At 48.7% G+C, this 20,220-nt stretch carries 14 protein-coding genes and 2 tRNA genes; 10 read left to right on the top strand and 6 right to left on the bottom strand.

The window, feature by feature from the left end; genetic code table 11:
• Positions 1 to 4 precede the first annotated feature (4 nt).
• From G499_RS0117920 to G499_RS0117910, 3 genes are all read left to right on the top strand, one after another.
• Positions 5 to 2,167 carry a muramidase family protein gene (locus G499_RS0117920; RefSeq protein ID WP_027001070.1) on the top strand — a complete coding sequence of 721 codons (2,163 nt, stop codon included), beginning with the start codon at positions 5 to 7 and terminating at the stop codon, positions 2,165 to 2,167.
• A 106-nt stretch (positions 2,168 to 2,273) separates the two neighbouring features.
• Positions 2,274 to 2,346: transfer RNA gene (locus tag G499_RS0117915), tRNA-Met, on the top strand.
• 193 nt (positions 2,347 to 2,539) lie between these two features.
• Positions 2,540 to 2,612: transfer RNA gene (locus tag G499_RS0117910), tRNA-Met, on the top strand.
• Between the two features lie 157 nt (positions 2,613 to 2,769).
• Here G499_RS0117910 and folE read toward each other — a convergent pair.
• Both folE and G499_RS0117900 read right to left on the bottom strand, forming a co-directional pair.
• Positions 2,770 to 3,459, bottom strand: coding sequence for a GTP cyclohydrolase I FolE (gene folE / locus G499_RS0117905; protein WP_027001069.1), 690 nt, complete (start codon positions 3,457 to 3,459; stop codon positions 2,770 to 2,772).
• Entirely contained in the window at positions 3,422 to 3,829 is a 408-nt protein-coding gene (locus G499_RS0117900) for a 6-pyruvoyl trahydropterin synthase family protein (RefSeq protein WP_027001068.1), read from the bottom strand. Before G499_RS0117900 ends, folE begins: the two co-directional genes overlap by 38 nt.
• Positions 3,830 to 4,115: 286 nt before the next feature.
• Between G499_RS0117900 and G499_RS20715 the strand changes: the two genes are divergently transcribed.
• Positions 4,116 to 5,672 carry a phytoene desaturase family protein gene (locus G499_RS20715; protein ID WP_081413887.1) on the top strand — a complete coding sequence of 519 codons (1,557 nt, stop codon included), beginning with the start codon at positions 4,116 to 4,118 and terminating at the stop codon, positions 5,670 to 5,672.
• Between the two features lie 130 nt (positions 5,673 to 5,802).
• Here the strand turns inward: G499_RS20715 and G499_RS0117890 are convergent, their stop codons facing one another.
• Complete coding sequence (locus tag G499_RS0117890; RefSeq protein ID WP_027001067.1) at positions 5,803 to 6,378, bottom strand: DinB family protein; 576 nt, start codon at positions 6,376 to 6,378, stop codon at positions 5,803 to 5,805.
• 447 nt (positions 6,379 to 6,825) lie between these two features.
• Here G499_RS0117890 and G499_RS21370 point away from each other — a divergent pair, with 447 nt between their 5' ends.
• Both G499_RS21370 and G499_RS21365 read left to right on the top strand, forming a co-directional pair.
• Positions 6,826 to 7,251 carry a response regulator gene (locus G499_RS21370; RefSeq protein WP_161627783.1) on the top strand — a complete coding sequence of 142 codons (426 nt, stop codon included), beginning with the start codon at positions 6,826 to 6,828 and terminating at the stop codon, positions 7,249 to 7,251.
• A 168-nt stretch (positions 7,252 to 7,419) separates the two neighbouring features.
• Positions 7,420 to 10,494, top strand: coding sequence for a PAS domain S-box protein (locus G499_RS21365; RefSeq protein WP_051296381.1), 3,075 nt, complete (start codon positions 7,420 to 7,422; stop codon positions 10,492 to 10,494).
• A 2-nt stretch (positions 10,495 to 10,496) separates the two neighbouring features.
• Here G499_RS21365 and lipB read toward each other — a convergent pair whose 3' ends face one another.
• From lipB to G499_RS0117865, 3 genes are all read right to left on the bottom strand, one after another.
• Positions 10,497 to 11,189, bottom strand: coding sequence for a lipoyl(octanoyl) transferase LipB (lipB, locus tag G499_RS20700; RefSeq protein WP_051296380.1), 693 nt, complete (start codon positions 11,187 to 11,189; stop codon positions 10,497 to 10,499).
• A 256-nt stretch (positions 11,190 to 11,445) separates the two neighbouring features.
• Positions 11,446 to 12,834, bottom strand: a complete 1,389-nt coding sequence (gene radA, locus G499_RS0117870; protein WP_035727990.1) for a DNA repair protein RadA — start codon at positions 12,832 to 12,834, stop codon at positions 11,446 to 11,448.
• A gap of 255 nt (positions 12,835 to 13,089) precedes the next feature.
• Positions 13,090 to 16,749: a T9SS type A sorting domain-containing protein gene (locus G499_RS0117865; protein WP_154658534.1), complete on the bottom strand. Its 3,660-nt coding sequence runs from the start codon at positions 16,747 to 16,749 to the stop codon at positions 13,090 to 13,092.
• A 343-nt stretch (positions 16,750 to 17,092) separates the two neighbouring features.
• Between G499_RS0117865 and G499_RS0117860 the strand changes: the two genes are divergently transcribed.
• The 4 genes from G499_RS0117860 (at position 17,093) to G499_RS0117840 (ending at position 20,157) form a co-directional block, all read left to right on the top strand.
• Positions 17,093 to 17,374, top strand: coding sequence for a hypothetical protein (locus tag G499_RS0117860; protein WP_027001064.1), 282 nt, complete (start codon positions 17,093 to 17,095; stop codon positions 17,372 to 17,374).
• A gap of 45 nt (positions 17,375 to 17,419) precedes the next feature.
• Positions 17,420 to 17,644, top strand: coding sequence for a hypothetical protein (locus G499_RS0117855; RefSeq protein ID WP_027001063.1), 225 nt, complete (start codon positions 17,420 to 17,422; stop codon positions 17,642 to 17,644).
• Positions 17,645 to 17,947: 303 nt separating this feature from the next.
• Positions 17,948 to 19,072 (top strand): glycosyltransferase family 4 protein, encoded by a 1,125-nt coding sequence (locus G499_RS0117850; protein ID WP_027001062.1) that lies wholly within the window; start codon positions 17,948 to 17,950, stop codon positions 19,070 to 19,072.
• A 218-nt stretch (positions 19,073 to 19,290) separates the two neighbouring features.
• Positions 19,291 to 20,157, top strand: coding sequence for a bifunctional 5,10-methylenetetrahydrofolate dehydrogenase/5,10-methenyltetrahydrofolate cyclohydrolase (locus G499_RS0117840; RefSeq protein WP_027001061.1), 867 nt, complete (start codon positions 19,291 to 19,293; stop codon positions 20,155 to 20,157).
• Positions 20,158 to 20,220: the final 63 nt, after the last annotated feature.

The following is a 20,220-nucleotide window of genomic DNA, read 5'->3' as shown; positions in this document are numbered from 1 at the left end:
CTTTATGAAAAGTTTGAAATCTAGCATAAGTCTATGGCTGTTGGGCTTTTTGATAAGCCTACCTACCTTGGCCGAACCTACCGACTCGCTCCGCCTCAAACGTATCGGAGAGCGTATATTCATTGTACACCAAGTAGACAGAGGCGAGAGCCTCAGCAAGATAGCCCAACGCTATCGGGTACAAATGAACCAAATACTGGAGTACAACAGACATATCCCTACGGCCAATGACCTGAAGGCCAATGATATTTTGATGGTGCCTTATGGAGAAGGACAAGTACTGACGAGCGGCAGCCAAGCTCCTGACGAAACGCAGTTTTATAACCTCACCCACAAGGTCGTCAAAGGAGATAATCTCACCCAAATAGCCCGGCAGTATAGCCTCTCTTTGGCCGAGCTAAGGGAAATGAATAATTTGGAGGATGATAAAATCCGCCTTGGCCAAGAACTGATTGTAGGGGTAGGTAACCGCAAAACTGTCCGCAAAAATACGCCTGACAAGCAGTATGTCAGTGCCAATGCCACCACCCCCAATCGTGTACTCAAAAGCAGTATGCACGACGACAATGAGCGGCCTATCATTCATACAGTAGTCCGAGGCGACAACCTTACCCAAATAGCCCGACAATACAAGGTTTCGATTGATGACCTAAAAGCCTTTAACCATCTCACCAACGAAAATGTCCAGGTTGGGCAGCGCCTCATTGTAGGATATAGCGACGGGCAGGCTATTCCTAATAATCTCGCCGAACAAACAACCAACTATACTGTAGTCAAAGGCGACAACCTTACCCAAATAGCCCGCAAATACAATATGTCGGTAGCGCAGTTGCGTGAGTGGAACAACATCGATGCGGAGACAATCCGGGTCGGGCAGGTACTTATCGTAGCGCAGCCTATCGCCGAAGGCGAAGTAGCTCAAACCCAACAATACCAAGTACAGAAACACAAGGTAGCTCGCGGTGAATCGTTAGAAGGCATTGCCAAAAAATACCAAGTGGCCATTGACGATATCAAAGATTGGAACAAACTCACTTCCAGCGCCTTGCGCGAAGGGCAGGAGCTGGTTGTGTATTTGGAAAATAAACAAGGTAGTGTCCAAGCTCAACAAATCACTCAAAACAAACAAACTAGCAGCGACACTCCTATCGATGCTATCATCAGTATGCCTACCGATGCCGGCAATAACAACGCCAGCCAAGGCAATAAGCAAGGCGCTGCTGCAAACAATAATAGTAGTGGGTTCTTTGATGGCTTAGAAGGCCCCAACCGAGGCGAAACTGCACAAACCACTAATGCTGCTGTCAAAAAAATAGTGTATAAGGTGCAGGGAGGCGATAATGTTTACCGGATTGCCAAGGCATTCAAAGTACAACAAGCAGATGTGCAGAAATGGAATAACCTAGCCCCCAATACTGTCCTCAAGCTCAATCAAGAAATTGATGTGTTTACGACAGTTACCCTTGCCGAAGGCGAAGCATACCTCGCACAGATGCGCAGCGGGCAACAAAACAATACCAATACCAACCCGAATAACAATGTCGACACTGGTGATGGTATCCTTGATTTCTTCAACAGTACCCAAGGAGCAACCCGTGGTGCTACTAACAACAACACTCAACAGCAAGCCGTACAACAACAGGCTACTCAACAGAGCCAAGTGCTGAAGTCGTCGCAGTATAATGACCCAATACAACAAGTAGCCCAGCAAAATAATGCAGCAACCACACAAAACAATACCGCTGCCAACACACAGGCTAATGTAGCCAATACACAAGCGGCTGCCGCTACTACACAACAAAAAACAGAAGTCAAAGTAGAAACACAGGCTATCAAACAACCCGTCCAAGAAGAGTTGGAGCCTACTGTCAGTACTGTCGTGGTACACGGCAAGATTGAGCGTGAGGAAAGCGGATATGCAAATATCATTCAGGAGACAGGTGACAACAACAAGTATGTCGCACTACACAGAGATGCGAATGTAGGACAGGTAATTCGTTTGTCCAACCCTGAAAATAACTTGACGGCTTTTGTCCGCATAATCGGCCAATTGCCCGAAAACGAAGATGATAAGGTAATCATTCGTGTGTCTAAGAGCGTGGTTGATGCATTAAAGCCTAGCAGTACCGATAACTTTAAAGTTACGCTTCATTATACAGTACAATAAGCTCATTATCAATGACTCAGCACTATTTAGTTGCTGAGTCGTTATTTTTTGGGGCTGATATTTGGAAACTAAATAAAAAAGCCTCACCTTTGTAGTCCAATTACATCGCGGGATAGAGCAGTTGGTAGCTCGTCGGGCTCATAACCCGGAGGTCGGAGGTTCGAGTCCTCCTCCCGCTACTCAGTCAAAAGCACTAATCGAAAGGTTAGTGCTTTTTGTTTTAATACCCAACCAAGCTTGAATTGGAAACAATGCGCTGAAAATCAGCGCATACCAAGACAATCAGTCTCAATCTATCCTTATATCAAATAAATTTGGGGCTGATATTTGGAAACTAAATAAAAAAGCCTCACCTTTGTAGTCCAATTACATCGCGGGATAGAGCAGTTGGTAGCTCGTCGGGCTCATAACCCGGAGGTCGGAGGTTCGAGTCCCCCTCCCGCTACTCAGTTAAGAAGCACTAATCGAAAGGTTAGTGCTTTTTTTATGTCCATACTTCATTGTACGGCTACCAATGCCTAACTATGAGGCTGGGGCCAGCAAAAAGCCACTCCCTCGTGCCTAGGGGAGTGGCTTTTTGTATATGTGTCAGTAGGGGCGCTTTATTGGCCAGACAAATAGCGCAAAAACTCCTGTTTGGTAGCCTCTTGCTCAAATTTGCCCCCATAAAAGGCCGTAACTGTACTGCTATTGACATCCTGAATACCTCTTGAAGAGACACACAAGTGGTGGGCATCGATTACCACGGCAATATCATCCGTCTGAAGCACATTTTTCAACTCTTCCCCAATTTGGCGCGTCAGTCGCTCCTGTACTTGGGGGCGTTTGGCATAAAACTGCACGATACGGTTGATTTTGGACAAACCAATCACCTTTCCGCTAGAGATATAGGCTACGTGTGCCTTGCCAATGATGGGCACAAAGTGGTGCTCGCAGTTAGAGTAAAGCGTGATGTCTTTCTCAACCAACATTTGGTTATATTGGTATTTATTTTCGAAAAGTGCCACCTTAGGCTTATTGGCAGGGTTGAGGCCTTGAAAAATCTCCTGTACGTACATCTTAGCCACACGTCGGGGAGTCCCTTTGAGGCTGTCGTCGTTGAGGTCTAGCCCAAGGGTGAGCATAATCTCGCGAAAGTGGGCCTCGATTTTATCTATCTTCTCGTCATCATTTAGCTCAAAAGCATCTGGGCGCATAGGGGTATCATAGGCCGTGCCGATGTGCTCGTCGCCGATATGGTCAATGTAATTGTGGTCAAGCGGGGAATTCCACAAAGTTCCGTTCTGTTTCATAAAGTTTAACTTTTAGCTCGTATTTATCCTCTAATAGCTGACGCAGGATGCGCCAAATCACGATAGCAATGTTTTCTGCTGAAGGGTTGAGGTCTTGGAACTCCTCTACATCCAAGGACAGGTTTTTGTGGTCAAATTTTTCGGTTACGTGCTCCTTGATTAGGTCGCTGAGCACTTTCATATCTATCAGATAGCCGGTTTCGGGGTCAACCTCTCCGGTTACCTGAACAATCAGTTCGTAGTTGTGTCCGTGATAATTGGGATTATTACATTTTCCAAAGACACGAGCGTTCTTCTCATCGCTCCATCGCGGGTTGTGTAGGCGATGGGCAGCGTTGAAATGTTCCTTGCGGAAGACAGAGATTTTCATTAGGCGAAAGGCGAAAGCGTAATTTTAGGGTTGGGTAAATAAACCATTAAAAAACACAAAACTACAGCTACACAGACGGGACGTTGCGGAGTTTAGGCAGTGGTCGACCGTCAGAGGGGAGAAGTGTGTAGCGGCGCTCCCTAGCGGAAGCTGTGTACAAGGGTTAAAACTTTTTGAGACTAGATTTGTTTAACAGATGGGTAAAAAAGTTAAACAAACTTAGTTTTATTCCTTTTTAAAAACATCCCCTCTATAACAACATTTCCACCCAAATCGTTCTTAGCCTATGTACAGCCCCAATACTTCCTCGTTTTACGCTAATACTACTGATGATTATGATGTTGCTGTCATTGGTAGTGGGATGGGCGCGTTGAGCGCCGCAGGTTTGTTGGCCAAGCAAGGGCTACGGGTATTGATTTTGGAACAGAACTACCTCCCCGGAGGCTGCACGAGTGCTTACTGGCGCAAGGGGTTTGTATTCGAAAGCGGCGCAACGACCTTGGTAGGCTTGGGCAATCAGATGCCCTTGCAGCATTTGGTCGATGCTTTGGGAATCAAGATTCCAGCCCGCAAGCTGGAGCTGCCTATGCAAGTACACCTCCGCGATGGGCGCATACTCAACCGATACCAAGATTTAGAGGCTTGGATAGCAGAGGCCGAGCGGGTTTTTGGTGTCAAAAATCAACGCCCATTTTGGGAGTTTTGCTACCGTATCAGCCAGTTTGTATGGCAGACTTCTCTAAAGCAGACCGCCTTCCCACCGGCTCGCCTAAGCGACCTCTGGCAATGCGCCCTGCGCGCCACCCCTGAGCAGGTGCGGCTGGCACGTTATGCGTTTTTCTCGACTCAGTGGCTGCTCAAGCATTTTGGGCTTGATAAAAACGATGACTTTGTAGACTTTATCAATGAACAGCTGCTCATCACCGCCCAAAACCACGCCAAGGAGGTCAATGTACTCTTTGGAGCAACAGCGCTTTGTTATACCAATTATGACAACTACTATGTAGACGGAGGGCTGATCAACTTGGTAAATCCAATTATCGCATATGTAGAACGCCAAGGAGGTGCTTGCCATCTACGTGAGGCCGTACAGCATGTTAGGAGAGCAGAGCGGGGCTATGTATTGCGCACCGACAAGGCGGAGTATCGTGCTAGATTTGTCATTTCGGGAGTTCCCCTCAACAATACCCTTGCGCTATTTGAAGGTCTACCAACCAACAAATATACCCATCAAGTGCTGGACTCGGAGTCCCTCAACAGTGCTTTTCAGATGGGTATAGGATTCAAGAACAGCACCACAACACCGGCAACCATCCATCATCAGATACACCTCCCCAAAGCATTGACCGGCATTGGTGCGGCCAGTATTTTCTTGAGTATCAATCATCCCGACGACCACAGCCGCTGCGACGAGGCCGGCCATAGCGTGGCTTCAGTAAGCACACACCTCCCCGATCCCGGCAACAAAGGAGCTATTGACAAAAGCGCCGCAGAGGCTCAGGTATTGGACATTTTGGAGCAACGTGGTTTTTTGAAACGGGAGCACATTGTCTATATGCACTCTTCGACCCAAAAGAGTTGGGAAAAATGGACAGGCCGCGCCTTTGGTTTTGTGGGTGGATACCCTCAATGGATGCGTATCAAGCCTTGGCAGATGGTAGAAGCACGCCTCGACGGCCACGGCGCTTACCTTTGCGGCGATACGACCTACCCCGGGCAGGGCATCCCGGGTACGGTACTCAGTGGTATTATTGCTGCCGAGAAACTCCTCCGTGACTGGCCAGAAGCCCGCTCTGAGAGGTTCGCAACAGTCCGCCAAACAGATGTGCTAATAACAGAATAAATCGTTTTTTGTCGTCAGATACTGTTCTCAAACACTTAGCAGTATCCCCACTCCTTAGTACTGGGTCATACCATTATTCATCTGATTATCAGCAGATTGCACTGTATTTTAATTGGATGTAAACCAATGTTCAAGCTTTCGGGAATTCCTCTAACGCTATGGTTTTTTTGATTTGAATGAGATGCCGTTGGTGATGCAATAATTCTATTTTGAAATAATCCCCCATATTGAATCGGATAAACCAAGCTGCCGGTGATTTGATAATCAGCCGGTTGAGTATGTAGCCATCTGCCTCTTTGAGGCAATCCATTATCTTTCGAAGCAGGGCCAGATGTTGGGTTACAATCTGGCGGTCGTATTGTGAGGCCTCTGGCTTGAACATTTTGGGAGCGGAGAGCTTTCGAGCCGATTCGGGGTCGAGAAAACCTAGGAAAATTTTCCCAAAAAACGTGGTTTGATATCCCTCTTTGCCCTTTACTCTGCGCAAGTTAGCATCATCGAGCTGTTTTGCCACTTGGGGCAAGTATCCTTCAGCAGTAATGATAAGGTGTTGCAGACACTCGGCGACACTCCATTTGTCGGCGTTAGGTTTCCAGTTGAGTTGCCGCTCATCTAGATGTTGTGTTTGTTGTTCATAAGCCACATAAACTGCCTCATATGCGGCATGCAATTCGGCCAAAAAATCATTTTTCCACTGCCTAGCCATAAAGTGATAAGTTGATGTGTGTGTTATACTCAATCAAAATTGGTTGAAGAAATATATCCACTGAAAATCCTTGAGTATCAAGAAAATCAAATTCCGTGAGCCCTCAAATCAAGTCAGTCTTGGTATGAAATCCAAAACAAGGTACAACTATCATCCAAAAAAATCAATCTTACTCCGTTAAATTACACTCTATAGTAGCATTTTTGCCGGAGCAGCGCTAAGCGGTATGTTTCTAGGGTAAATACCTGAGTATTTATCAGGCAAAAACTATATCAAATTGAGGACTTTACTTGATTGTTATAGCGCCAATGAAAAGCTAATTTTGTCATGAGCATTGAGCATTTATTAGATTTTGGTGATTTTGCCTTGATGTGTTTCACCAAACCACAACACAATAATCCAAAAAACCCCTTGACACCCAATACATCACACTCAATTAGCCCCCTCTTGGTTCACCTCACCAAACCCCGCATCATTGTCGTAGACGATGCGGACAGTGTGCGTGCTATAGCTGGATATGTACTTCAGAAAGCGGGTTATGAGGTGTTGTCTTTGAAAAGTGGTGAAGAAGCCTTGCAGTACTTTGGTCAGCCTTTGGAGGACAGAAGTGCGTTTTCGCAATTGCTACTGACAGACATCCGCATGTCCGGTATTTCAGGTATAGACTTGGCTCGTTCTCTGCGCCATCAGTCAGTTTACCAGCAGATGCCGATTGTGATGATGAGCAGTAACTTTGGCACCGTACCATCGTCAGAGCTGGCTCAGCTCCAGCTCAATGGCCTAGTACGCAAACCCCTCAATGTATCAAACCTGATTGCTACAGTAAAAGTGGCCTTAGCTACTACTCAGCACACACATCAGGCATTGTTTTAGGCTACATAGCATCGTGATAAACTAGGTTTGTGTAACAGGCAGCCGGTGTTTTTGTCCGCCGCTGCCTTTTTTTATTTGCTACATTTTTGTGTAACTTGCTAGAATAACATGATATGGTTGCTATGCCAACTTATCCGTGTTATTGCTAAACCACACAGATATGTACCAATGCTTTTAGCTATGTTGAGTGCTGCTTCTTCTACTCCCCCCCAAGCGCCGGTGAGCTGGGTCATCACCGATTTGTCAGGGGTTATTATACATACGAGCGCTCGGCTCCAAGAGCTGTTTGCGACCTTGCCCCTCTCTCTTTCAGGACAAACTATCGCCTCCATCGACCCCTCCTTAGGCTTATTGCTACCCCCGGCAGAAACACCCTTGGCCGAAGTATCGAGTTTGCTATTGCCTGCCCAAGGGCTTTGTGTACAGCTCGAACTAATGGACACCGACAGGTACCTCTGGATGTTTAGGAGCTTGCCCGAAAACACGATGCCGCCTATATCCTCCCTAACACACCTACCCCAACAAGCTTGGTTGCTACCCTATACCCGCGATATGATTTCGGTACACGATGAAGACGGGCAGCTTTGTTATGTGTCGCCCTCGGTATACAGCTTGTTGGGCTACGAAGAGGCGCGCTTTATGCAACTCTCCATTTTTTCGATTATCCATCCCGATTTCAAACCACGAATTTTTTCTCTACTCCGACAACAAGCCCAAAATCTCTCTCAAAACGCTAACCCCGGGCTACAACGCTCGCCAGTGGTGCGTTTTCAGTACAAAATTAGACACAAACATGGCAACTGGCGTTGGTTTGACACACAGGCCTATCTGATGTATGATGCACAATCAGGCAAACACTATGTCCAGGCAGCTTCCCGAGATATTACAGAATACAAAAGCATCCAGCACCAACTGGCAGCAAGCCAAAAATTTTTGGAAGGGATGGCGCAGGCTGTGCCTGATTTTATCTATATTTATGATATCCGCTCACATCAATATGCCTATGCCAACAAAACAAGCGACCCTATCACGGGCTACAGCCTTGATGAACTAAACCAGATGGGTACGGGGTTTATCAAAACCTTTCTACACCCTGAAGATGCGCCGTTGATGCTACAAGCGCTACAAGAAATCCAAAGCGGTACTTGCCACAGCCGCGAAGTTACTTGTCGTATCTACAACAAAACAGGGCAGGTACGGTGGCTAGATACCATTTTTACACCCTTTCAGCGCAACGCGGCTCAGGACATCACTCACCTATTGGGCGTTGGGCGGGATGTAACCGACAAAAAAACGGCCGAAATACGCCTCTATGAAAGTGAACGCAAGCTCAAACAAGCACAGGAGATTTCACAAATCGGTAGTTGGGAGTATGATCTCCACCTCAACGAGGCCTTTATCTCCGAAGAATGTTTCAGTATCTTGGCCATTCATACCAATGAAAGCCGGCAAGCCTATCAACAGGCCCCACAAGAGCTGTTGAAATTTGTAGCCCCCAAAGAACGTAAACAAGTCGAAGACTACGTCAACAGAATATTAACTACCGGCGAAGAATTTTCCTTTACCTACCGCTGCCACGTAGCAGGCCGAGGGGCGGTATATGTAAGGCTGCGGGGTAGCTGCTTGCTCAATAATGAAGGGCGTGTACAGAAGGTTTATGGCTCCGTACAAGACATTACGGAGAGTAAGCTCAAAGAAATGGAGCTTATCAAGGCCAAGGTACGCGCCGAGTCTACAGCGCGAGCCAAGGAACAGTTTCTCTCTACGATGACCCACGAAATTCGTACCCCTATGAATGCCGTGATTGGGATGACCCACCTGCTGCTACAAGAGTCGCCCAAGCCCGAACAAGTCGGCACACTCAACACCCTCAAGTTTTCGGCACAAAGTCTTATGACCCTCATCAACGACATCCTGGACTTCAACAAAATAGAAGCCGGTAAAATTGAGTTTGAGGCGGTCGATTTTCATATCAAAGACTTGCTGAGCAATATCGAACAGTCTTTCTCCTACAAAGCCATCGAAAAAGGGATTGACCTAGAGTTGTTCATCAGTGCGCAAATCCCTGATATTGTCGTAGGCGACCCAGTACGCCTTACCCAAGTATTGAGTAACCTCATCAACAACGCCATTAAATTTACCGATAATGGCTCTGTAACAGTAAAGCTCCGCCTCGACGCAGAGGACAAGGAAGAGGTACAGATTAATTTCTCGGTAGAAGACACCGGTATTGGTATTCCTGAAGACAAACTAGAGAGCATCTTCGAAGCTTTTATGCAAGTCAGCACAGACACTACCCGCCGCTATGGCGGCACTGGTCTCGGCTTGGCCATCAGCAAGCGCCTAGTAGAGCTACAAAACAGCCGCATACAAGTAGTCAGTGAAGTAGACAGAGGCTCTTGCTTTTCCTTCAGTTTGGTATTCCGCAAGAGCAAGCTCGAAAAAGTAGTCAGTCTGCCTGGTATACAAATGCCCGCCGCTACACAAGCCCTCAAAAGCGTTGCCCTACTCTTGGTCGAAGACAGGGACATCAATCGGATGGTCGCTACCAAATTTCTAAAACAATGGGGTATAGAGCCCGATTTTGCAATGGATGGGCTGGATGCGCTTGAAAAAGCACAACGACGCAATTATGATCTCATCTTGATGGACTTGCTTATGCCCGTAATGGATGGGTATGAGGCCACCCAGCAGTTGCGTATGCTGCCTAATTATCAAAAAACCCCTATCATTGCGCTGACTGCCTCTGCCTTACACGAAGAAAAAGACCGCGCCTTTGTGGCTGGGGTTACGGACTATATCACCAAGCCCTTCAACCCCAACGAGCTTTATGAGAAGCTCATCAAATACCTCACCCGCGTCAACCAACAACAACTGGCCGAAGTATTGCCCAGCAATATTGTCGATTTTCAGGACATAGACGAGATTTTTCAAGGCGATACCCAACAAAAACGGCAGGTGATAGAGATGTTCATCCAAGAAATCAGAACCCTCAAGCAAGCCTATGGCGAGATGTTGCTCAACCGCGACCAAGATCGGCTACGCGATTGGCTACACAACCAAGAAGGCTCTAGCGGCTTTTTTGGCATTAGTCCACTCATTCAAGCGCTACGCGAAGGCGTAAATTTGCTCAAAATCAGTGCTGACGAAGCCCAACTCAAGCGCTCTATCAGCTTTGTAGGCCGAATATGTGAGCAGATTTTGGCCGAGCTACACCAGAAAATAGCTCACGAACGTGTGTAAGGTTATTTGATTGAGACTTGGTGTTCAGGCAGCACTTGTATTACCATCTTCTGCGCTACCCTCTCAGCCATCAAAGCTACGAGTTGCTCTTGGCAGGCCGCAAAATCTACCGGGTGTCCTAGCTCTTGGGCGATAGAAGTTACGCCCTTGTCAGTAAAACCACAGGGGTTGATATAGCCAAAGTAGCGCAAATCGGTATTGATGTTGAGCGCAAAACCGTGCATCGTAACCCCTCTACTACAACGGATACCAATGGCAGCTATCTTACGGCTTTGGGCTACCCATACCCCCGGCGCATTGGCCAGTCTGTCAGCTTCAATGCCATAGTTTTTTAGTAAATCAATCAGGCAATCTTCCAACAAGGTTACATAAGCCCTTACCCCAAGCCCCAAGCTTGGCAAGTGCCAAATAGGGTATCCGGTCAATTGGCCGGGGCCGTGGTAAGTAATGTCGCCGCCACGGTCGATGTGAAAAAGCGCGGCGCCTTGTTGTGCCAAGTATTCGGGCGATAGGAGGAGGTTATCGCTCTTGCCGTTTTTGCCCAAGGTATAGGTAGGAGGGTGTTCGCAGCAAAGTAAATAGTGGGGGAAATCTTGGCCGTTTTGGTGAGCCGCTATTTTGGCTTCAAAAAGCTGTGTTTGGTGCGCCAAGGCGGCTGCATAAGCAATAGGGCGGAGAGTTTGTAAGTATATCATGGGAAGTATGGGCTAGGGCAATGGATAAAGGTGATACAACTTGCCTGCTGATTGATAATACACATAAAGGCCAACACTCAGTATTATTTGGTGTTATGACATTTGTCATTTTATTCTGTATCGGCTTGCCTTACCTTTGGTTTGCATACTGTATGTGTGCTTAATACTATAGTGCGAGATGATGGTATTCATTTTCGTTCCTATGCGACAGAGAGTGAAACCAAGCCGGTACTGCCAGCTTGGTTTCTTTTTTTGCTTAGCGTATAAATAAACGCTCAAAAATCTCATCGAGTTTGCTTACCGGATGGATTTGGATTTGAAACTGTTCTGTCGGGATGCTTTTGAGGCTATATTTAGAGACATAAATCTCCTTAAACCCTAGTTTTTCGGCTTCGGCAATACGATTTTCGATGCGTTGTACGGCACGTACTTCACCGCCTAGGCCTACCTCTCCGGCAAAACAGGCCGTATTGGGCAGGCTGATATCTTCATAAGACGATACCACCGACACACAAACGGCTAGGTCGATGGCCGGGTCTTCGACCTTGATGCCTCCAGTAATATTGAGAAACACGTCTTGCGCGCCCAGCCTAAAGCCGCCACGCTTTTCCAACACAGCCAAGAGCATATTGAGCCGGCGCGGATCAAAGCCTGTGCTGCTGCGTTGTGGGTGGCCGTAATTGCTCACACTTACCAACGACTGTACTTCTATCAGCAGAGGCCGGTTGCCCTCTAGGGTTGTCCCAATGGAAATTCCGCTGAGGTCTTCTTCACGCTGGGTAATGAGTACCTCTGATGGGTTGCTGACTTCGCGCAGGCCGTCGCCCAACATCTCGTAAATTCCGAGCTCTGAAGTAGAGCCAAAGCGGTTTTTATTGGCGCGCAAAATCCGGTAAACAAGGTGGCGGTCGCCCTCAAAAGTAAGGACTGTATCGACCATATGCTCCAGTACCTTGGGGCCGGCAATCGCGCCATCTTTGGTGATATGGCCGATAAGAAATACAGGTGTACCGCTCTCTTTGGCAAAGCGGAGTAGTTCAGCAGTACATTCGCGGATTTGGGAGATGCTACCCGCCGCCGATTCTACATAGGCCGACTGCAAGGTCTGGATAGAATCGATGATGACCAACTGAGGTTCGACTTGCTCTATTTGTTTGAAAATGTTTTGGGTAGCCGTTTCGGTTAGGATATAACAATCCTCGTTGCTATGCGCGATACGGTCGGCACGCATCTTGATTTGCTTGGCGCTTTCCTCACCAGAGATATACAATACCCGAGTGCCTTGTAGCTGTAGAGCTATTTGCAGCATCAAGGTGGATTTTCCGATGCCCGGCTCTCCTCCTATCAAGACCATAGAGCCGGGAACAATCCCCCCGCCCAATACACGGTTTAGCTCTTGGTCGGGAGTTTGTAGGCGGCTTTCTTCTTCAAACTGGACTTCTTTGAGTACTTGTGGCTTGGTAGCTATTTTTTGGGAAGAGCTACTACTGCTGCGCCACCCCCCTTGCGCGGGCGAAGTATCGTGTTGCAAAATTTCTTCTACAAAGGTATTCCACTGTTCGCAGGCGGGGCATTTGCCAAGCCACTTGGGCGATTGATGTCCGCAGCTTTGGCAGAAATAAGAGGATTTGACTTTTTTGGCCATAATGCTCAATCGGCTAATATTTTTTGCAATATCTCAAATTTTTGGCAAAAAAATCATTCTCACACCAAAATCCTTGCAGCAGTATGCTCATTATCAGCCTACAATGCTTGTTACTACACTACTATCCCGCCCGAGGCTGTGCCCCCACAGCCTCAAGGCAGTACTACCCAACACCAACACACAGGTTGGAAGCCTATGCTACCAGATACACACCACTTATTTGGTGTCTACCTCAACAATAGCGTCAGTACTTTTCTACCTAATAATCACGCGCTTGCTCCAGCGTCGTTCCTCGTTCCATACTTGGATGATATAAATCCCCGAAGGGCTACGCGACAGGTTGATAGCAGCTTGGCTCAAGCTCAGACTTAGGCGGGGCATTGTTTGTTCCAATACTGTCTTGCCTTGTAAGTCACTGATACGCAGTCGGTAATCTCCAGCCTGAAGGAGACTGACTTGGAAAGGCCCTGTAGAGGGATTGGGCCATACCCGCAAGACCTCACTTCCCTCTCCTTCCAAAGACACAAAAATCTCGGGCGAAATGCTCGTACAGCCAAAGGGATAAGTAAGCACTACAGAATAGCGTCCACTGGCGGTAGCCACAAGCTCCACACTGTTTTCTCCCAAGATAGGTACTCCGTTGTAGCGCCACTGGTAGGCAGCTGCCGGCTCGCTAGAGCGCAAGAGATTGCCAAACTGAATCAGCTCTGGGGCTACCCTTGGTGTTACGACTATGGGAATTTCTTGGCGGCTCTCGCCTCCGCAATTGTTGATAGCACGCAAAATTACGTTGTATGCCCCGGGGTTGCGTACCGTAACCGTTGGCCCTTCTCCTAAACTTTGGCCTTCGGCCTCCCACACATAACGCAGGCTGTTGTCGGCAGAACGGGCAAGGATAGTGAGGCTATCCCCCTCACAAAAATTGGTGTTACCACTATAACTCAACAACACTGGTGCGATGGGGTTGATGGTAATTGTTCGGGAAGCTGACAATACCGAACAAGAGCTGTTGGACTCCTCAACGACATAACGACCCGACTGGGTTACGTCGAGGGTAGCGGTGTTGGCTCCCTGAATCAGTTGGTCGTTTCTAAACCATCGGAAAGTCGTGCCGCTATTGGTAGAGTTGGCCTGTAGGCGAATAGTCCCCCCGGCGCAAGTAGTGCTGGGACCCTCAATACTGATACTGGGGGCAAACAATACTTCGGACGAGATAATCAGCTGCAAATCATTGGATAACGCTGATATTCCACAAGCATTACTCACCTGTAGGCGGTAAGTTCCGCTGGTATTGGTCGTGAGCGTTGGGTTTAGCCCTAGGGCAAAACGCTGACCATCTCTGAACCATTCATACAACAAGCCTTCGCCAACGACTTGCGCACTGATAGTGATGCTGCTGCCACAGACAAGATTGGTAGGCGAGCTGATACTCACCACATTGCCGGGAGGAGTCGTAACAGCTACTACCTGAAGGGTATCACTATTGAAGGCGCTCAGCTCACATAAGGCGCTACTTACGACACAATAGTATGCTCCCACATTGCTCACATCTAGCCTCAGCCCTGTACCCAAGGCGGTGGGGTTGCCTACTTGATACCAAGTATAGGTAAACAAGGCAGGAGGGTTGCCATCGGTTGCTACAGATAGTGTTACGCTGCTTTGGCTACAGCCAAGGCTAGGAGGTGTAAGCGGCTGCACACGTACTGTGGTAGGAAGGGTAGGGTTACTACTGACTCCTACGGATACTTCTTGAGAGAAGGCCGTAAAGCCACACAAGTTGTAAGCCCGTACTTTGTATACCCCTGATTGGTCGGCCAGCAGGTTGTCTGTCAGTCCTTGCAAAACTAGGGTATCGTTGCGATACCACTCAAAGCCCACGCCAACGCCTGTAGCAGTTGCACTCAACAAAATAGCCGCCCCACAGCTTGCCGGAGCCGGCGCTGTCAATACCAAACCCGCAGGAGGGCTACTGATAGGGTTGAGTGTATAAACTCCGCTCAATAAGGCTGTATTGCAGGCATTGGCGGGTATGCGCACAGTATAATCGCCCGGCACTACAGCTACCAAACTATCTCCTGTGCCAATGGGGTTGCCGTCCAAGAACCACTCATAAACAAAATAGTTGGCCGGCGTTCCGTCGGTTTGAGGACGCAACACCACGCTCGACTGGCTACAGCCTATAAAAGGTGTTGGGCTGCTCTGAATAGACAAAGAAGTAGGTGGATTCACGGGGCCTACATATATCTCAATAGCTGCCGAAAGGGGGCCTTCGCCACAGGTATTGACTGTTTGAACAGTATAGCTACCGCTTTCGGTTGCCGTAAATCGCCGGCTGATCCCATGAGTGAGTAAAACTCCGTTTTTGTACCATTTGAAAGAACCGCTTTCGGTAGTACTGACAGTCAGCACACGTTCCCCACCACAAACCAGAGGAGGGGCAGCTCCTATAACAGGTACTTCGACGGGTGCCATCGTGACAGGGTTAATCAAAATAGTGTCTGTTGACACAAGAATGGGGCTACAGCCTGCTCCATTGCCAATGAGGGCAAAATAGCTCCCCGGTGTATTGACTGAATAGGTGGGTCCTGTGCCCAGTGGGGTACCGGTATCGCTCAACTCTACCCAGAAAGTCTGGAACGAGCCTGCAGGCATACCGTTGTGTGTGGCCGTCAGCAACACACTACTAGTGCCACAGCCCAAGGTAGGCGAGATAGGATTACTACTGATAGAGACTTCTGTGGGTGGGGTAATGATGGTTACGACTATTGGTCCCGATATTGCTGCCTCTCCGCACTTATTCTTCGCTATCACCCGATAAGACCCTCCTTCAAAAACATGGATGGTATCTTTGTTGATAACGGCGCGCACCAAAATCCCATCTTTATAAAAATCATACCGTACTGGGTTTGCCCCACCCGGCCCTATGGCTCTAAGGATTGCCGGGCTGCCAGCGCAGGCTGTATTAGAGCCAATACTGAACGCTTGTATGATAGAGCTGGCTGGCGCATTTCCTGTGGTGACTGTGATAGAGCTTTGTTGTGTGCCGCAGGCATTGCGTGCCTGTAAGATATACGTACCCGGTGTATTGACAATAAAGCTGGTTGGGTCGGTTGCGCCAATGACTTCATTGCCGGGGCTGGCGCTATTCTCATACCATTGGTAGCTAGTGGCGCTATTGGGGCTGATGTTAGAAATCAGATTTAGTGTGCCGCCACTACAAATAAAGCTGGAGCCATCTATTCCGCTGACTGTAAATGCTGGCGGAGGCATCGTAACCGTCGTAACGTCTACAGCTTCCGAAAAAATAGTACAAGAAGGAGGGTTACCAAACAGATAAAGTACCCGTACACGATAGCGCCCATTGGCACTAGTTGTATAGTTTTGACTGGTAGCGCCACCGATGTTTGTCCAAGTACCTGCTATCTCTTCTTGCCATTGATACTGAGCCGAAAACCCCGTTTGAGTAGCTGTAAGGGTAACACTGGGGTTAGCACAGCCTATGGTGGGCGAGCCATTGCTGCTGGTAATCAGCGGTTGAGCGCGGCGCTCAAAGAAGTAGATACTGCTGCTTTCAATTTCGTTGTTCCCCGCATCGAAGAGTTTGACTTGGTATTCACCACCGTCGTTAGGGTTGCCGAAGTTGAGCGTCAGGGTCATCCCAATAAATACCGGGGTAGTATTACCATCCTTGAACCACCGATATTCGGCCACAGTAGCTGGGCCGGTGTAATTGGCTTGTAGCACCTGGGCAGTGCCAAAACACAAGGAATTGACATCAGGAATACTCAGATATGGGTCGCCGGAACCATCCAGTACCGATACTTGCGCTTGTAGCCCGAAGGGCATACTTCCCAAAAACAAACAACAAAGCGCCCACAGATAGTAGAGCGAAGGTTGATAACGACGATAGGCCATAGCATTTGATAGTAAAGCAAAATTGATGGTGATGGTATTGTAGGCGTGGCTGAACGCTGGAATTGTACCAAAAATCTTACAAAAATAACGAAGCCGCAAATGTTTATACTACGTATTATCGGTTATTTTCGACAAAAGTAACCTACAAGGCTTCGGAATCCATTTCTTGGCAGATTTTAATAATTTGCTCACAATATTAGCAATAAGAGGTGAATTGCTAAAAATATGCGCTTGACTATCAGTCATTTATCCAAATTGTTAAAAATATTAGCCAAACACTTGGGTTTTTTGCTCAAAAAACGCTTACTTTGCTAAAGCAAAAAACAAAGAAGTCGTACAAGTTATGCAAACAATCCCCTACCCTCAGAATCTATGGAGCTTTGCGCTCAAAACATTAGCAGGCCAAGCTCCTATTAACGCCCCCATTGCCACAGCTCCGGCTCCCAGCGTCAGCACTACTGAAAAGCTGCGCATCAGTGTTCAAGATTTGGAATGTATCTCTGATGCCTTGCTTCATTACATGAAGATTGTTCGACAACAAGGCAACACCGAAGCCCTGGAGCGCTTGAAGTCATTGGACAAAAAAATCTTTGATCACCTGACTTCCTACACCCCTAGCCTCTAAGTTTAGGTTCACCCTCCCCCTCACAACCCCAAACCACTGCCTATTATGCAAGCACACGAATTAGCCCATCTCGAAAAGCTACTGACACAGTATGCCCAAGGCTTGCAACAAGACATTCATCAGTTGCAACAAAGCCTCGAACATTATCAAGGGTGTATGCGCAGCCCTCAAGTAAAGCCTTACCCTTGGCATCAACCTGCTCCCACCAGTGTTCCTTGGGAGCATAAAAGCCCTTCAACCGAGCAATTGCCGATTTGTAAAAAGCTATAACGCCATCCTTTGTAGGTGCTATTAGCAAAAAAGGCTCACCCATTGGGTGGGCTTTTTTTAGGCTTTGTGGGTTTTTCGAAAGTACTTACGGGGCAAAAACCTATTGCACTAAGGCCAAATTAGAAAATATCCTGTGGCCTGTATCTTGGTATATACCCACTCAACACTGGTTTGGGAAATACAGACTCTGAAAACCTTTGTGTATCAAGAAAATCAAATCCTCTGAATCTTGGTATAACTTTGGCGCGTTGCTTGCACCTTACCCACAACAAACCAACCCCTCAAAACCTCAAAAACTACTGTATGTACCTGCTTTGGCTTACCGACAACTACTTCCCCAATAAAGGAGGAATGGCGCAATCTTGTGACCGAATCGTATACCATCTCCGTCAGAGCGGCGTGCAGATAGATGTCTTGCATTTCAGCGACCGCACTGAGCAAGTTGTGCATACGATGGTACAAGGAGGGCATAACATTACGTTTCCCGTAGAAGTAGACTTAGCTCACACACTCAACCTAGCTTGGAACTTTCTCCAACACCAAGGCCAGCGCTATACCCAAGTCATTACCTTCGGCGGGCACGCCTCTCTCTTGGCGGCTCCGGTATGGGCGGCTTGGTTGGGTTGCCCGCTGGTTACGCTTATCCGTGGCAATGATTTTGACGCAGGCATATTCCACCCCCGCAAAATGGCCACCCTTGAGCGCGCCCTTAGTCGCTCTGCTGCTGTCGCTTGTGTGTCTAAAGACAAGGTACACAAGATACAGTCTCTCTACCCGCAAGTGGCAGTGTACCATACCCCCAACGGAGTAGATCTAGACGAATGGCAGCTCGCCCCCACCGATGAGCGCTTTGCCCACCAATGGCGGCAAGCCCGACAGCTCGAAGGACGCAGGGTAATGGGCATCTTTGGGCACCTCAAGTCCAAAAAAGGGGTGTTGTTCTTACTCAAATGCCTACAAGTAGCCGCCCGCAACGACAAATTTCACCTGCTCATCGTAGGGGAGTTGGAAGCGCAAGTGGCGGCCTTTCTCCAAACCCAAGACAAGCTTCGCCACACCCACTATGCCTTTATGGAGCGCTTGGCTTTACTGCCCTACTATGCAGCCTGCGACCTTATCGCCATCCCTTCTTTTTATGATGGCCAGCCCAATGTGCTGCTCGAAGCCGCCGCTCTCGGTATCCCGCTATTGGCTGCCGAAGTAGCCGGTATGCAAGACACCCTCACTCACGGCATCCATGGCCAACTCTTTGCCCCCGGCGACTGGGAGTCTTGCCGTACCGCCATCCAACAAATGGCCGACTGCCCCCTCCAACAACTCCAAACAATGGGTAAGGCCTGCCAGCAGCTAGTGCAGCAGCACTTTACCCACCAACAAGAAACCCAGCGCTACCTCGAAATATTTCACCGCCTAGAGCAAACGTCCTAGATGCTTCTGCTTGGCGTGCCCCTCCAAAAAACCGGAAAACGCAACAAATCCGATGCCTTCATGTATCTTTGTATAAGCACAAGCCACAACGTAGTTGCCGCGATTTTCTGGGGCTTCCCCCGCAACCATCCCTAAGCCGCGTACGCCGGCCTAGCCCCACCTGTATGAGCGCCCGTGGTGGGTTGTGCGATTTTCCACCGCCCCAACCCCTACCCGACATGATCCTACTCGATGGCAAACAAACTGCTGCCGCCCTCAAACAAAACATCGCCCAAGAAGTACAACAACGCCAAAGCCAAGGGCGCAAAGCACCACACCTAGCCGCCATCCTCGTAGGCGACGATGGCGCAAGCCAGGCCTACGTCCAAGGCAAAGTATCCGACTGCCACGAAGTCGGCTTTGGCTCTACCCTCATCCATCTCCCAGCCGATACCACGGAGGCCGATTTGCTCCAGCAAGTAGCCGCGCTCAACCAAAACCCCGACATCGACGGTTTTATCGTCCAGTTACCCCTACCCAAACACATCGACGTAGACAAGGTCATCCGTAGCATCGACCCCGAGAAAGACGTGGACGGCTTCCACCCCGTCAATGTAGGGCGTTTGGCCAAGGGGATGCCCACCTACATCTCGGCCACCCCACTAGGCATCATCCAGCTCTTGGCACACTACCAAATCGATACCCAAGGGATGCACGCCGTCATCATTGGCCGCAGCCAAATTGTGGGCGCACCCATGGCAACCCTCCTCAGCCGCAACGCCCAGCCCGGCAACTGTACCGTTACCGTATGCCATAGCAAAACCAAGGATATTGCCCACCACACCCGTCAAGCCGACCTCATCATCGCCGCCTTGGGCGTGCCAGAGTTTCTACGCGGTGACATGGTCAAAGAAGGGGCTGTGGTGATTGACGTAGGCATTACCCGTGTCGCCGATACCAGTCGCAAGGCCGGATACCGTCTGGTAGGCGATGTGGCTTTCGACGAAGTAGCCCCCAAATGCAGCTATATCACACCCGTGCCCGGAGGCGTAGGCCCGATGACCCGCGTCGCGCTCTTACACAACACGCTCCTAGCGGCCAAATAATACTTCGCCAAGCCCATCGGAGTCTTGGCAAATGCCAACCCTGTAAGGTTTTGAAGCCTCACA

This window comes from Eisenibacter elegans DSM 3317, from assembly GCF_000430505.1.
Taxonomy (GTDB): Bacteria; Bacteroidota; Bacteroidia; order Cytophagales; family Microscillaceae; genus Eisenibacter; species Eisenibacter elegans.
Note: the sequence above shows the minus strand (reverse complement) of the source record. Positions and strands in the feature narration are given on the sequence as shown.